This is a genomic window from Microbispora sp. H10949, assembly GCF_014161435.1.
Classification (GTDB): Bacteria; Actinomycetota; Actinomycetes; order Streptosporangiales; family Streptosporangiaceae; genus Microbispora; species Microbispora triticiradicis.
This window is the reverse complement of record NZ_JABBWZ010000012.1, coordinates 91,214-105,209: the sequence shown is the minus strand read 5'-3', so window position 1 is coordinate 105,209 and position 13,996 is coordinate 91,214. Positions and strand designations below refer to the sequence as shown.

Sequence of the window (13,996 nt, the reverse complement as noted above, 5' to 3'; positions counted from 1 at the left end):
ATTGGACGCCCCGACTATCGGGCGAGAGCCGGCGGCCCTGGAAGGTGTCCGGCCTGATCCGTACAAGCCCGTACAGGCCGGTAACCCTCGAAGCCGCGCGACGGACTACATAAGGAGACCGTTTCCCTAAGGAGGCGCGGCGGTGGCTCAGGACGCGGCGGGACCGGACCCGGGCCGGATCCGTGACCGGGAGGGCTTCGCCAGGGAACTCACCATGCTCCGCGAGCGGGCCGGGCTGACCGTACGGCAGGTCGCGGCGCGGGCGGGCAGCCCCGGCGCGCACAGCACGATCGGGGACTGGTTCGCCGGTCGCGGCCTGCCCTCACTGGCCCTGCGGCAGCTGTTCGAGCGGGTGGTGACAGTCTGCGGCGCGGCCGAGGTCACCGCATGGGTGGACGCCTGGCAGCGCGTACGGCGGGGACGGTCGCGCAGGCGGGAAGGCGTCGAGCCGTACCGAGGGCTGGCGGGCTTCGAGGCCGAGCACGCCGCGTGGTTCTTCGGCCGGGACGCCCTGACCGAGCGCCTCCTGCACGCGGTCACCCAACTGGACGGTTCCGGACCGGACGGCGGCGTGCTGCGGCTGGTGGTCGGGGCCTCCGGCGCGGGCAAGTCGTCGCTGCTGCGGGCCGGGCTGGCCGCGGCGCTGCGCGAGCGGGGACGTGCGGTCACCGTCTGCACGCCGGCCTCGCGTCCCGTCATCGCCGCCCAGCCGGGTGAGGTTCTCATCGTCGACCAGTTCGAGGAGATCTTCACGACCTCCCCAGAGCCGGGGCAGGCGGCGTTCGTGGACGCGCTGGTGCGGGCCGCGGCCGGCGGCGCCGTCGTGGTGATCGGCCTGCGCGCCGACTTCTACGGCCACCTGCTCCGGTTTCCGGATCTGGCGGCCGTCGCGCAACACGGTCAGGTGGCCGTCGGTCCCATGACCAGGGACGAATTGCGCGACGCCATCGTGGAACCGGCGCGCAAGGCCGGCCTGGCCATCGAGGACGCCCTGGTCGAACTGCTGCTCCGCGAAGCCGGCCGGGCCCACGACGCCGGGGTATTGCCGCTGCTGTCGCACGCGCTCTACGCCACCTGGCTGAACGACCAGGGCCACGGCCTGACCGTGGCCGGCTACCAGGAGGCGGGTGGCATCGAGGGGGCCGTGGCCGCCAGCGCCACCGAGATCTACGAGGAGCTTCCCCCCGAGCGGCGAGAACTGGCGCGACGGCTGTTCCTGCATCTCGTGCACGTCTCCGCCGACGCCGCCGACACCCGCCGCAGGGTCTCCTCGGCCGATCTGCCGTCCGCCGGGCCCGCCATGACCGAGGTGCTGCACCGGTTCGCCGACCAGCGCCTGCTCACCCTGGACCACGACACCGTGGAGATCACGCACGAGGCCCTGCTGTCCGCCTGGCCCCTGCTCGCCGACTGGCTAGCCGCCGACCGCGCCGCTCTGCTGCTCGGCCGCCGGTTCGCCGCCGACGCCCAGGCCTGGCGGCGCGAGCGGAGCGATCCCGACGTGCTGTACCGGGGCGCCCGGCTGCTCGCCGCGCAGGAGTGGGCGCAGCGGCATCCCTCCGACGTGACGCCGACCATGGCCGACTTCCTGCGGGCCTCGGGCCGCCAGGTGCGCCGCCGCACCCGCCGCCTCTACCAGACCATCGCCGCCCTGGTGGCGCTGGTGGTCGTCGCCGCGGTCGCCGCCGTCACCGCGTCGCAGGCCCAGCGCACCGCCGTCCGCCAGCGCGACCAGGCCCTCTCCCGCAGGCTCGCGGGCGACGCCATCGCCCTGCGCGGGACCAACCCCGCGCTGTCCGCACAGCTGGGCCTGGCCGCCTACCGCCTGGCCGACACCCCGGAGGCGCGCGGCAGCGTCCTGTCGGCGCCGGCCGTGCCCTACGCGACCCGGCTGACCGCGCACCGTGCCCCGGCGTACGCCACGGCCTTCACCCCCGACGGCCGCACCCTCGCCACGGCGGGCCTCGACCGCACCGTACGCCTGTGGAACGTCTCCGACCCGCACCGTCCCGCGGCCCTCTCCGTCATCGGCGGCTCCGGCGAGGTGATGTCGGCCGCGTTCCGGCCCGACGGGCGGGTCCTGGCCACCTCCGGGGCCGATCACACCGCGCGGCTCTGGGACGTGGCCGACGTCCGCCGGCCGCGCCCCCTCGCCGTGCTCGAAGGACACACCGACGCGGTGCGTACGGTGGCCTTCGACCCGCGGGGCCGCCTGCTGGCGACGGCGAGCTACGACCGCACGGTCGGGTTGTGGGACGTGTCCGACCCGGGCCGGGCGGTACGGATCGCCACGCTCACCGGCTACTCCGAAGGGCTCACCTCGGCGGTCTTCTCACCGGACGGAAACGTCCTGGTCACCACCTCGGCCGAGGCGGTCGTACGGGTCTGGGACGTCGGCGATCCGCGACACCCGCGCGCTCTGCCCAGCCTGAAGGGCCACACCGACCGCGTGCTGTGCGCCGCGTTCACCTCCGACGGGCGCGTCCTCGCCACGGGCGGGTTCGACAACACCGTCCGGCTGTGGGACCTGCGCCGCCCCGGCCGGCCACGGCCGCTCGGGGTGCTGACCGGACACCAGAACGGCATCGTCTCCCTGGCCTTCGCCCCCGGCGGACGGATCCTGGCCTCCGGCAGCTACGACCGCACCGCCCGCGTGTGGGACGTGACCGACCCCGCGTTCCCGAGCGAGCCCCTCGTCCTCAGCGGCCACGCCGACGTCGTCTACTCGGTGGCGTTCAGCCCCGACGGCCGGAGCCTGGCCACCGCGGGCAAGGACACCACCGTACGGCTGTGGGACATGCGGACCTCCGTGCTGAGCGGGCACAGCAGCCCCGTCCAGTCACTCGCCGCGAGCCCCGACGGCCGCCTTCTCGTGGCCGGCGGCTATCGCACCGCCCGCGTCTGGGACCTCGCCGCCCCGGGCGGGCCCGCGCCGCTCGCCACGTTGACCGGCCACACCGACAACATCACGGCGGCCGCCTTCCACCCCGGAGGGCGGCTGCTCGCGACCGGCGGGCAGGACCGCACGATCCGCCTGTGGGACCTGTCCGACCCGGGCCGCCCGCTGAGCCTCGCCGTGCTGAGCCGCCACGAGGCCAACGTGACCTCGGTCGCCTTCGGCCCCGGCGGAGACCTGCTGGCCGGCGCGAGCGCAGACGGCACGATCGACCTGTGGCGGGTATCCGACCCGCGCCGCCCGGCCCACCTCACCACGCTCGGCGGCAGCGGCGGCTCCGTCGACACGATCACCTTCGTGCGAAGCGGCCCGGACGGCCTGCTCCTCGCCGGCGCGGGCGCCGACGCCGTCATCCGGCTGTGGCGGGTCGCCGGCCCGGGCGGCCCACACGACCCGGTGACCCTGAGAGGACACACCGGCGCCGTCACCCGTCTCGCCGTCTCCCCGGCCGGCCGTACCCTCGCCAGCGCCGGCCTGGACGGCAGCGTGCGGTTGTGGGATCTGACCGGTCCGGGCGGCGCCCGGGCCGTGGCCACGCTCACCGGTCACGCCGACGCCGTCACGGGGGCCGCCTTCAGCCCGGACGGCCGCACCCTCGCCACCGGCAGCCTGGACGGCAGCGTACGGCTGTGGGATCTGACCGGTCCGGGCGGCGCCCGGGTCGTCGCCACGCTCACCGGCCACGACGGCCGGGTCCAGACTCTCGTCTACGTCCCCGGCGGCCGCGTCGTCGCCACCGGCGGAGAGGACACGACCGTACGCCTGTGGGACGTCGACGCCGGACACGCGGCCCGGAGGATCTGCGCCCTCGCCCACCCGCCCGTCACCCCCGCCGAGTGGGCCGTCTACCTCCCCGCCGACCTGCCCTTCCGTCCTCCGTGCTGAGCCGTCAGGCGACGTTGTAGAAGGGGACGTATCCGGCGCAGCTCGAGGTCGTCAGCCGCTTGAGGGACGAGATCTTGTCGTTGAACTTCCACGGCGACGACCCGAGGGTCTCGACCCACTCTCCCGGCCTGATGCAGAAATGCCGGTCCTGGTAGTCGCGGTCGTCGTACAGGACCCAGGCGAAGACGTCGCTGTTCTTCACGGAGCTGGCCACGTCGTTCTCCCACCACCCGTACAGTGCCACGCGGCTGGTGGTGTAGGCGTGGGGGTAACCCTTGTAGCCGGAGTCCTCGTACAGGGTGATCCCGGCCCAGCCGGCGTGGGCCGGCGCCACGTTGACGCCGATCGCGGCGGTGGCGAGCGCTGCCGTGGCGAGCAGGGTCCTGAGCGTTCTTCTCACGTTTCCTCCTGTGCGGTGCATGGGAGGAGCGTGTCAGCCGCCTCTTGGCGCCCACCTGTACCGGCACTTGGCGTCCACTCGTACGGCGGTTGCCGACCGCTCAATCATCGCGTCAGACGCCGGTGACGGTGCTGCGGCGTTCGAGGAGGACGACGTCGCGCCAGCGGCCGTGGTGGCACCCGATGCGGTGGCGGATGCCGACGACACGGAAGCCGGCCTTCTCGTCGAGGCGCAGGCTGGCGGTGTTCTCGGGGAAGATCCCTGACTGGATGGTCCAGACGCCCTCGGCCTCGGTGGACCGGATCAGGGCGGTCAGCAGCGCCAGCCCGACCCCCCTGCCGCTGTGATCCGGGTGGACGTACACGGAGTGCTCGACCACTCCCGCGTACACGCAGCGGCTGGAGACGGCGCCGGCCGCGACCCAGCCGATCACCTGTCCGGTGGCGGTGTCGACGGCGACGTGCCGGTGGAGCGGCAGTTTCGCGGCGTCGAACGCCTGCCAGGTGGGCGCGGTGGTCTCGAAGCTGGCGTCCCCGCCGTCGAGCCCGGCCTGGTAGATGGCGAGCACCCGCGTGGCGTCGGCCTCGCGCATCGGGCGGACGGCGACGCCCGGCCCGGCCGCCCGTTCCATCTCTTCGATGTGTTCGGACATGAGCTTCTCCCTTCGGCCGCCGACCACAGCTTCCCACGACCCCGGCGACGGGTCCGGAGGCGACACAAGAAGGGGCCCGGCGGACGTGGCGCGTCCGCCGGGCCCCTCGGAGAGGACCTACTGAACGGTGATCTTGTCGACCTCGACCGTGATGCCCTTCACCTGGGGGGTGGAGGTGGCGGTCGTGACCGTGCCGGTGCCCGGGGACACGCCCTTCACGGTGAAGGAGTAGTTCAGCGTGCCGCCGGGGGCGCCCGGCGTGCTGGTGACGCGGTAGTCCTGCGTCGGCGGGCCGCTGATCTGGGTGCCCGCGGTGCCCTCGACGTTCTCGGCGCCGACGGTCAGGCCGTAGGCCGCACCCGGGTCACCGGGCAGGTTGCCCGGGTCGTAGGTGTACGAGATGTCCTCGGCGCCGTTGAGCCCGATCCACTGCTGGAAGGTCTTCAGGCTGCTCGTGCCGTACAGGTTGACTCTCCACTCGATGACCAGCCACCTGTTCACCCCGTCGCTCAGGGTGGCGGCGTAGACGCCGGGCGTCCCCTCGCCGTTCAGGTCCGTCCAGTACGGCGCGAGCACGCCGTTCGGCGGAGTGGTGTCGGGGAGCGTCTGCGGGTCGAACTGGATGTCCGCCGAGCCGTTCGTGCCGCCCGCGACCGTGTAGCCGTTGGAGACGATGCCGATCCTGGTGAACGTACGGCCCGCGTAGGTGAACGCCGGGACGGTGAGGTTCAGCGCCTCCTCGTCGCCGATGGGCGTCGGGGTGATGCCGAAGGCCGAGAGCGGCAGATAACCGGCCGGGCTCTCACCCGGGGCGATGACCGGCTTGTCCGGCTGCCTCCCCGCCAGCGTCTTCTTGGTCGTCACGATCTGGCTGCCGACCTGGGTCGCGCCGGTGACGCCGGTGAGCCGCAGCTTGGCGTCCAGCGTGCTGAGCGCGGTGACGTCGGTGTCCTCCAGGGTGGTGTTCTGCACCGAGACGGTGCAGGTGGACTGCCCGGTGTTCCTGGCGATCGCGCTCGGCGTGCAGGTCTGGTCGATCGGGACCGTGCCCTCGCGCCGGTAGAAGGCCACCGGCAGGTGCTGCTCCCGGCCGCCGCCGACCTGCTTGAGGTTCACCTGGCCGAAGTACTGCCCCTCGGGCAGGTCCGGCGCGGCGATCAGGATGGTGACCTTCTGGCTCTTGCCCGGCTTCACCGTGAACAGCGGCGGCAGCACGGTGATGCTCGCCCCGCTGACGGTGGTGCCCAGCGCCGTGTACGTGAGCGTCTTGGTGGTCGCGTTGACGAACGTACGCTTCGCGCTGATCACGCCCGGCATGACGGGCGCGTTCACCGACGGCAGGTTGAGGTCGATCCGGTTCAGCGGGTCGGTGGCCGAGGCGGCGTAGTTCACCGCGGTCTCGTCCAGGGTCAGGCCCGTGTCACCCGCCTTGCTCAGGTCGATGCGCCCGCCGCCGTAGTCGAACGGGTCGGCCTGGGTGGTCCGGTCCTCCTTGGTGACCTTCGTCGTCGCGGTGGTCTCCAGGGCCGACTTGACCTGGCCGGGGGTCCAGTCCGGGTGCAGCGCGAACAGGAGCGCGCCGGCGCCCGCGACGTGCGGCGACGACATCGAGGTCCCGGCGATGACCTGGTACAGGTTGCCCGCGGGGCCCTCCAGCGGCGAGTCGGGGGTCGGGGTCATGCCCGCCAGGATGTGCAGGCCGGGCGCGGTGACGTCCGGCTTGAGGAAGTCGCCGCCGGGGCCGCGCGAGGAGAACGACGTCATCACGTCGCCCTGCCAGGTGGCCTTCGTCCCCTGGGTGAAGGTCGCCGTCGCACCGGGGTGGGAGCTCAGCCAGCTCAGCAGGACGTCGGTCTCCGGCTTGTCGATGTGCACCGTCGGCAGCCAGTGGTTGTCGGTCATGACGTCCTGCGGCGTGGCGTTGTAAAGGATCATCCCCGCGGCGCCGCCCTGCTTCACCGAGAAGCCCTTGAGCACCCGGTTCGGGCCGCGCTGGCAGGCGACGATCTTCCCGGAGAACAGCCCCGGAGGAGCCGGGTTGAGGCACAGCGGGTCGCTGTACGGCGGGGCAGAGGCGAGCACCACGGGCAGCGGCGAGGAGACGCCCGCCGTGACCGACGCACCCTTGATCGACGGCCCGCCGGTCAGCGTGATCGTCGACTGGAAGGTGCGGCTCTGCGTCGAGGCCGCCACGGTGGTCACCCACGGGCCGCGATGGTCGGTCGTGGCGGCGCCCGGCCCGGAGTTGCCCGCCGAGGCCGACACGAACACGCCCGCGGCGTACGCGTCCAGGAACGCGAGCTCGACCGCGTCGCTGTAGGGGTCGGCGCCGCCGCCGATCGAGAAGTTGATGACCCGTACGCCGTCGGCGATGGCCTGCGCCACCGCGGCCACCGAGTCGGACTGGTAGCAGCCCTCCTCGCCGCAGACCTTGTAGACCGCGACGTGCGCGGCCGGCGCGATGCCGTGGATCGCGCCGCGGTCGATGCCGAGCGGGTTGGCGTGGTCGACCGGCCCGCCCGCCGAGGTAGTGGCGGTGTGCGTCCCGTGGCCGCCGCTGTCACGGGCGCTGTCCGGGTACACCTCCCCGCCCACGATCGCGTTGTACGTCGCGAGGAACGGCTGGCCGGAGATCAGCTTGCGGTTGCACGTGAAGGGGTCGGCGGCCGGGGTCAGCGGGTTGTCGCCGAAGTTGCAGGTGCGCGGCGTGCCGTCCGCCTTGGGCGGGGGAGCGGGCAGCGTGCCGGGGTCCGCGAACGACGGGTGCTCCGGCCACGCGCCGGTGTCCAGGATGCCGACGATGACGCCCTTGCCCGACGATTTCATCCCGCCGAGCTGGTTGTAGACGGTCGGCGCGCCGATGAACTCCGCGCTGGAGTCCGTGAGCGGCTGCTCCACCCTGTCCTTCTGCACGGCCGCCACACCGGGCAGCCTGAGCAGGTCGGCGGCCTTGTTCGCGGGCAGCGTGAGGGCGACGCCGCCGTACACCGTGCGGAGCTTCTGCCCCACCCGGACGCCGGGGATCTTCCTGCCGAGCTCGCCGAGGAAGGAGTTCTCGACGTTCTCGATGTGCTTCTGGTATTTGGCCGAGTCGCCGCTCTTGACGTTCAGCGCCTTGCCGGTGACGGACGGGCTCGTGCCGGGGAGCCCCGGCAGGCCGCCCTTGTAGGCCGCCAGCGAGTCGTAGTCGAGCTTGACCACGACGGTCGTCGGCTCCGCCGACTGTGATCTGAGCAGCTCGGGGTCGCTCTTCGCGAGCTTCCCGGAGGGCGACTTGGCGCCCTGGACGTGCTCGGCGTCCGTCAGCGCCGTGGCGGTCCAGGACCGCGAGGGGGTCGGGCTCGGGTCCGCGGCGGCGGATCCCGCCGGGGCCATCGCTGGTATGAGGGCAAGACCGGCGACGAGCGCCGTCGTGCGTAACGCCGTCCTGGGTAATAGGGCGGACGGGGGCTTCCTCGACACGACACCTCCATGGGGACCTGTGAGGCCTCGTCACCCAAGGACCCGCGTCGGCGCCCGGAGGCGCCCGGAGGCATGGAGGATCGCGCCGCCGCCCACTGGGCGTGGAGGGGCACGGCCCTCCCCATGGGCGACGAGCGAACGGCCACCGAGGGCGGGCGGCCGAACCTGTCAGGGAGTCTAACTTCGGATCGTTTGCCAGGCTAGATCGTTCCATTCCGCGATTTTTCATGCTTCTATAGACGGCCTTGGCATGCTCCAATCCCTTTGAATTAGTGGAAATCGGTCAGACGGCCGATTACGCCGGAATCGAGCACGATCAGCGCGCCTATCACGATGAACACGATCGGGACGAGCCAGCGCCCGAATCGTTCGGCGAACTCGATGATCTTCTTGTGGGAGCCCAGCCAGGACGCCGCCGCGCACCAGACCGCGACCAGGACGGCGAAGACGGCGATGGTGAGCAGGGTGGCCGCCGGACCGATGGAGCGGAACAGGGGAGTGTAGACGGAGACGTTGTCCGCGCCGTTGGCGACGGTGACGCCCGCGACGGAGAGGACTCCCGTGGCCACCGCGGGCGCGGGGTCGTCGTCCCCGCCGGACGACCGCACCGCCGCGACCAGGCCGCGTACGCCGAGGGCGAGCGGGACCAGGCCGAGCAGGCCCACCCACTGGTCCGGCACGACGGCGAGGCCGAGGGCGGCGACGCCCGACACGGCGACGAGCGCCGCGATCCCGGCGTACTGCCCCGTCACGATCTGCCAGGGACGGGGCCGGCCCTGGGCGCGGGCCGACAGGAACAGCACGGTCAGGATGACGACGTCGTCGACGTTGGTGCCCGCGAAGACCGCGAGGGCGGTGCCGAGCGTGGCCGGAACGCCGCTCACGCGCGATGCCGCCCGGTCAGCGACCCCTTGAACCGGGAGGGCCTCCGAACGAGGAGAAGCGCCCCCGCCAGTCCGGCGACGGCGGCGACGACACTGGTGATCAGGATGACGTCCCCTGAGTTTCCCGCCGGCTCGCTCACGGGTTTCGCGGAGGAGGCGAGCGCGGGAGCGTGTGAATAGATCAGGTCGACGAACGCCTTCGCGTCGGCCTGAGGGTCATCGGAGGACCTGACGCCCTCCTTGTTCAGGCGGTCCATCGCCGGCTCCAGGGCCGACCTGAGCCCGGAGCCGGCCCCGACGACGATTCTCCGTTCCGGAAGCAGGTCGTCGAGGGCCTCCGAAGGGGTGTAGCCATCCGCCTCGACGTCACCGGGGACGATGGCGGCTTCCGCTTTTCCGTCGATCAGCTGGTTTTTCAGCTCCTCGTACGGTTTGCGGATGATAAGCAGCCCCTTGTGATGTTTGAGGATTTGATCCTCCACATCCTGGCCGAATCCCTCGCTGACGAGAATCTGCCCGGGAAAGCCCTCCTGGTCGTCCCGCACGATCAGGATGTCCCGGGTGGGGAAGTCACCCACGGGAGTCAGGCCATTCACGGCCAATTCGCCGCGGATGTCGGGGTCGTAGCCGACCAGCACCGAGGGAGCGCCCTGCACCTGGTCGTCCGGCTGGTACCCCGCGCGCCGTAGCGCCTCCTTGACGACCTCCGTGACGTACGGCTGCTCCGCGGCGTCCCTCACGAGGACGGCCTTCCGCTGCGGCGGCAGGGGGAGAGCCTGCTGGGCCGGGGGGTCGTCGCCACGTAGAAGCTGCAGGGCTCCGGCGCCGGCGAAGGCGACGGCGAACACCAGGACACCGATGGTGCAGGCCAGCCGGTACCGCCGGTCCCAGGTGCCGAACCGCCACCACCGCGGCCTGGCCAGAGCCTTCAACCGGCGCCGCACGGGGTCCGGCGTGTCCTCGGCGGCCAGCAGGGCGCCGCGCTTGCTCGCCCACATCCATTCCTCGTCCGGCTGGAAGGCCGCCGAGACCAACCGCTCGTACAGGTGGTCCCGGTCCTCCTGCTGATCGATCACGTGCCGGAAGCAGCGGTACCGGTACAGGGCGTCCGCCAGGGCCGATCTGTCGGACTGGTTCCAGACCACCTCCAGGAGCGCGGTCAAGGTCGGGCGGGCATCCTCCGTGGGGGCCACCTCGGCGAGAGCCGCGGCAAGCGCGGCGACCGTGGGGCCCCGGTGAGCCACCTCCACCACCCCGTGGTCGCCGCTCGCGGCGGGCGCCGGTGCGGGCGCGGGGACCGGATCCGGTCGCGCGGGAGGTGACTGGAAGGCCGACTGGCGGAGCAGCTCGAAGACCCGGGAGCGGTCGGCGTCGTTGAACGACAGGGGTTCGGTCTGTCCGGCGAGCCACCCGATCAGGTCGGGGTAGTCCACGTCGCGTTTGCGCAATATGCGGTGGTACGTCGCCGAGTGCTTGTCGAGGGGGATGTCCGCGCCCTGGCCCCACTGGACGGCCTGGATGCCCTCCGGGGCGTAGCGGGCGAAGGAGAGCTTGATCCGGTGCTTCGTGGTGCTGCTGGTCCAGGTCGCCGCGCTGAACCTCGTCCGCAGGCCGTACGGCAGCAGCGCCATGACCGTGTCGACGAAGCGCAGCCGCTCAGCCATCGGGACGCCGTCCGCGCCGACGAGGCAGACCTGCTGCCCGGAGGCCAGCAGCGCGGCGGCCGCCAGCGCGTCCGCCCCCGGCATGACGTCGCGCGGGTCGAGCGCCGGCACGGCCACGGTCAGCGGCGGCTCCGGAGCCGGCGGGAGCGCGCCGAGCGCCGCGTACAGGGCCCGGTACGACACCGGGTGGCCCTGGAGCTGGTGGTACGGAACGTAGAACCAGCGGGTGTAGGCGACCTTGCGGCCCGCGAAGTCACGGTGGTCCGACCAGGTGTGGATCGCCAGCACCACATTGTGGGAGACCTCGTCGTTGTCCTTGGTCGCCGCGGGGGCGATCGTCACCTGGGGCAGCTCGGAGGGCGTGCCGGCGGCGTACCGCGCCCTGAGCTCGTCGAAGACGCCGGCGAGCCGTTCGTTGCTCCACTGCAGCAGGCCGTACTCGTCGTAGCTGCCGTGCTCCTTGCCTTCGAGGGCCCACTCGAAGCCGATCCTCGGCGCGCCGTCCCCGTTCACCGCGGGCTCTCCTTCTCGGCGGCGAGCCGCCGCCCGAGCCACAGCATGGGCTCCACCACGTTGATCGGGTGGATCGGCCCGCGGATACGCAGGTCGTCGTCCTCGGGGAGCAGGTTCTGGTAGTCGTGCCAGTCGAACGCCTTCGTCTGCGGATGGACGTAGAAGCCGATCGACGAGGTGACGAAGAACCGCACCCGGTCGGGGTGGAAGTAGCGGCCGAGCGCGTTGAGGACCATGTCGGCGTTGCCGTTCGCCGAGAGGTCGCACAACTGCCGGAACAGGTCCCGGGCGTCGTCGTGGGACACCCGGGGGAAGCCGTACGGGTCGTCGGGCTCGGAGGCGAGCAGGTGCATCTTCTCGGCCGTCTCCAGCACGCGCGGATCGTCGAACTTCGTGACGCACACGGCGACGTGGTGGGGGAGCCGGCCGCCGGTGAGCCGGCCGAGGTCCCGCATCCGCTCGGTGAGCCGCTTGAGTGGCGGGTGCAGGTGGTCGAAGGCGTCGCCGCGTTCGAACTCGCGGATCGGGTCGAAGAGGAAGACGATGCCGAGGCTCTTCACCAGGTCGTTCAGCATCCGCTCGCGCAGGTCGTCCAGCACGTCGGGGCCGTAGTCGAGCCGCCGGGGGCCCGCGCTGAAGAGGCCGCCGGGCGCGTCGATCATGCCGACGCCGACCTCGAACGGCTCCGGCTTGCCCGGCCTGCGCCACCACCGCCGCCTGTGCCGCTCGCCGGGGCCGTACAGCGTCCAGTGGTAGTGCTCCAGGCCCTGGCTCGCCTCGGGGAAGACCTTGCCGGTGGACAGCGCGTTCGTCCGCTCGATCAGGAACTCGGACGACGCGGGGTCCGAGCCGACGATCCTCCAGTCGTCGTCCTTGCGCATCAGGGCGATGTCCAGGGCGGCCAGCAGCGTCGTCTTGCCGCTGCCGGGCGCGCCCCACATGGCGATGTCGTGGGCGGGCCGCCCCGGCTTCGGATCGGGCTGCATGCCGGTGTTCACTCCGTCTCGTCGAGCAGGGGAAACGGGACGTGGACGGCGGCGGGCACGGCGAGCCCGAGGCCGGCGGCCAGTCCCTGGAGGTCGAGGGCGTCGAGATGGGCCAGCGCCTGGGCACCGAGATGGCGCCAGATCCGGTGCGGCGGGCCGTCCTCGGGCTGGTCGCAGATCGCGCCGAACGCGACCCCGGGCAGTTGTTCCAGGTAGGCGAGCAGCGACCGCCAGTCGTGCCGCTGCGGGCAGGGCAGGACGCCGGACCGGTCCGCCCGTCCCGGATGCGGGCGGCGGTCGCCGATGGTGAGCAGCACGTGCCGGCCCGGTGACGACTGGCTCATGCTCCGGCTGAGCCGGGCCGCCACCGTCGCCAGCATGTCCTCCACCTGCGCGGCGTGCGGGTGGTACGGGTAGCCCTGGGTGACGGCGCCCCGCTCCTCCAGGCCGTCGAGCCCTTTCAGGGCCGCCTCCGCCGTCGCCTGCCAGGTGACGACCTCCACGGGCCGGTCCCGCACGGACCGGTCGAAGGAGTGCGCGCCGTACGCGACGAGGGACACGCGCGGCGCGTCCGCGGGCTCGCCGGACAGGAACGCGATCATCTGACGCGCGCGGCCCAGCCGCTCCTCGACCTTGACGTCCGGGCCGCACACCTCGACCGCGCAGATCAGGTGGGCCGGTCCGGTCCTGGGCGGCAGCCGGTCCGGTACGTCGGCGAGGAGGTCGTCCCAGGTCCGCCCGTCGGCGGCGAGCCCGGGCAGCCCCGCGAACCGCACCCGGCCGGGCCGCACCAGCTCGGCGGTGACGACGTACGGCCCGGGGGCGACCCTGGCGCTGTGCACGGAGAGCAGCCGCGGCTCCCGGCCCTGCCGGGTGACGACGGCCAGGGCCGTGCCGTGCTCACCGCCCGGCTCGCAGCGGACGGTGAGCTCCGTCCGGGTTCCGGCGCGGGCGCCGACCGGGAACAGCAGCTTGCCCGCCAGCTCCAGCCGTCCCCCGGCCCCGGCGGGGCGCATCACCACGAGGTCGTACGACTGGTGCAGCGGGTCGCCGACGAGGACGTCCCTGACCAGCCCGGTGATCGGCGCGGCGGTGGAGAAGACCTGTGCCGTGCGCGCCTCGCGCAGCCACTCCAGTGCCTGCAGGGCCGTCCCGCTCTCGGGGGACGAGCACGCGACGATCACCTCGGAACCGGGCGCGGGCAGGCCGGCGGCGCGCAGCAGGGCCTGCCGGGCGTCCTCGCCCCAGCCGTGCTCCGCCGTCAGCGTGATCCACGGCAGGGACCACTGGTGGCCGAGTGCGGTGCCGTGCTCGTCCCGGTGGATCTCGAAGGTCGTCATGGCGTCGGCGGCGACCTCCACGACCACGAGCCGGCCGGTGGCGGTGAGCCCCGCGACGGCCCGGGCGAGAGTCTTGCCGAGCAGGTCCTCGCCGGGCTCCGGCACGGGATCCCGCGTCATGCCCGGCGCCCCGTCCCCGCGCCTGTCCCCGCGCCTGTCTCCGTCCCCGATGTCATCCCCGGTGTCGTCACCGGCGAGAAGTTCTCGAATGCGCCCACCTTCTGTGATGACATCACGGTAAATTCCCGCGATAT

8 protein-coding genes are annotated in these 13,996 nt (G+C 72.5%); 1 reads left to right on the top strand and 7 read right to left on the bottom strand.

The window, feature by feature from the left end; translation table 11 throughout:
- Positions 1-142 precede the first annotated feature (142 nt).
- Entirely contained in the window at positions 143-3,841 is a 3,699-nt protein-coding gene (locus HHX40_RS37955; protein WP_182883068.1) for an AAA family ATPase, read from the top strand.
- Positions 3,842-3,845: 4 nt separating this feature from the next.
- Here HHX40_RS37955 and HHX40_RS28655 read toward each other — a convergent pair whose 3' ends face one another.
- The 7 genes from HHX40_RS28655 to HHX40_RS28625 all read right to left on the bottom strand — a co-directional run bounded on the left by HHX40_RS28655 (position 3,846) and on the right by HHX40_RS28625 (position 13,862).
- Entirely contained in the window at positions 3,846-4,241 is a 396-nt protein-coding gene (locus HHX40_RS28655) for a peptidase inhibitor family I36 protein (protein ID WP_165900470.1), read from the bottom strand.
- Between the two features lie 112 nt (positions 4,242-4,353).
- Positions 4,354-4,893 (bottom strand): GNAT family N-acetyltransferase, encoded by a 540-nt coding sequence (locus HHX40_RS28650; protein WP_259404006.1) that lies wholly within the window; start codon positions 4,891-4,893, stop codon positions 4,354-4,356.
- Positions 4,894-5,010: 117 nt separating this feature from the next.
- Positions 5,011-8,268, bottom strand: a complete 3,258-nt coding sequence (locus tag HHX40_RS28645) for a S8 family serine peptidase (protein ID WP_182883067.1) — start codon at positions 8,266-8,268, stop codon at positions 5,011-5,013.
- 356 nt (positions 8,269-8,624) lie between these two features.
- Complete coding sequence (locus tag HHX40_RS28640; protein WP_182883066.1) at positions 8,625-9,239, bottom strand: cadmium resistance transporter; 615 nt, start codon at positions 9,237-9,239, stop codon at positions 8,625-8,627.
- On the bottom strand, positions 9,236-11,416 hold the full coding sequence (locus HHX40_RS28635) for a hypothetical protein (protein WP_182883065.1): 2,181 nt from the start codon (positions 11,414-11,416) through the stop codon (positions 9,236-9,238). Before HHX40_RS28635 ends, HHX40_RS28640 begins: the two co-directional genes overlap by 4 nt.
- Positions 11,413-12,402: a hypothetical protein gene (locus tag HHX40_RS28630; protein ID WP_111698001.1), complete on the bottom strand. Its 990-nt coding sequence runs from the start codon at positions 12,400-12,402 to the stop codon at positions 11,413-11,415. Before HHX40_RS28630 ends, HHX40_RS28635 begins: the two co-directional genes overlap by 4 nt.
- An 8-nt stretch (positions 12,403-12,410) precedes the next feature.
- Positions 12,411-13,862 carry a hypothetical protein gene (locus HHX40_RS28625; RefSeq protein WP_182883064.1) on the bottom strand — a complete coding sequence of 484 codons (1,452 nt, stop codon included), beginning with the start codon at positions 13,860-13,862 and terminating at the stop codon, positions 12,411-12,413.
- Positions 13,863-13,996 lie beyond the last annotated feature (134 nt).

Coding starts and splice junctions, on each gene's coding strand:
- HHX40_RS28650 (WP_259404006.1), bottom strand. CDS start 4,893: ATGTCCGAACACATCGAAGAGATGGAACGGGCGGCCGGGCCGGGCGTC.
- HHX40_RS28630 (WP_111698001.1), bottom strand. CDS start 12,402: ATGCAGCCCGATCCGAAGCCGGGGCGGCCCGCCCACGACATCGCCATG.
- HHX40_RS28625 (WP_182883064.1), bottom strand. CDS start 13,862: ATGACGCGGGATCCCGTGCCGGAGCCCGGCGAGGACCTGCTCGGCAAG.
- HHX40_RS28645 (WP_182883067.1), bottom strand. CDS start 8,268: ATGGCCCCGGCGGGATCCGCCGCCGCGGACCCGAGCCCGACCCCCTCG.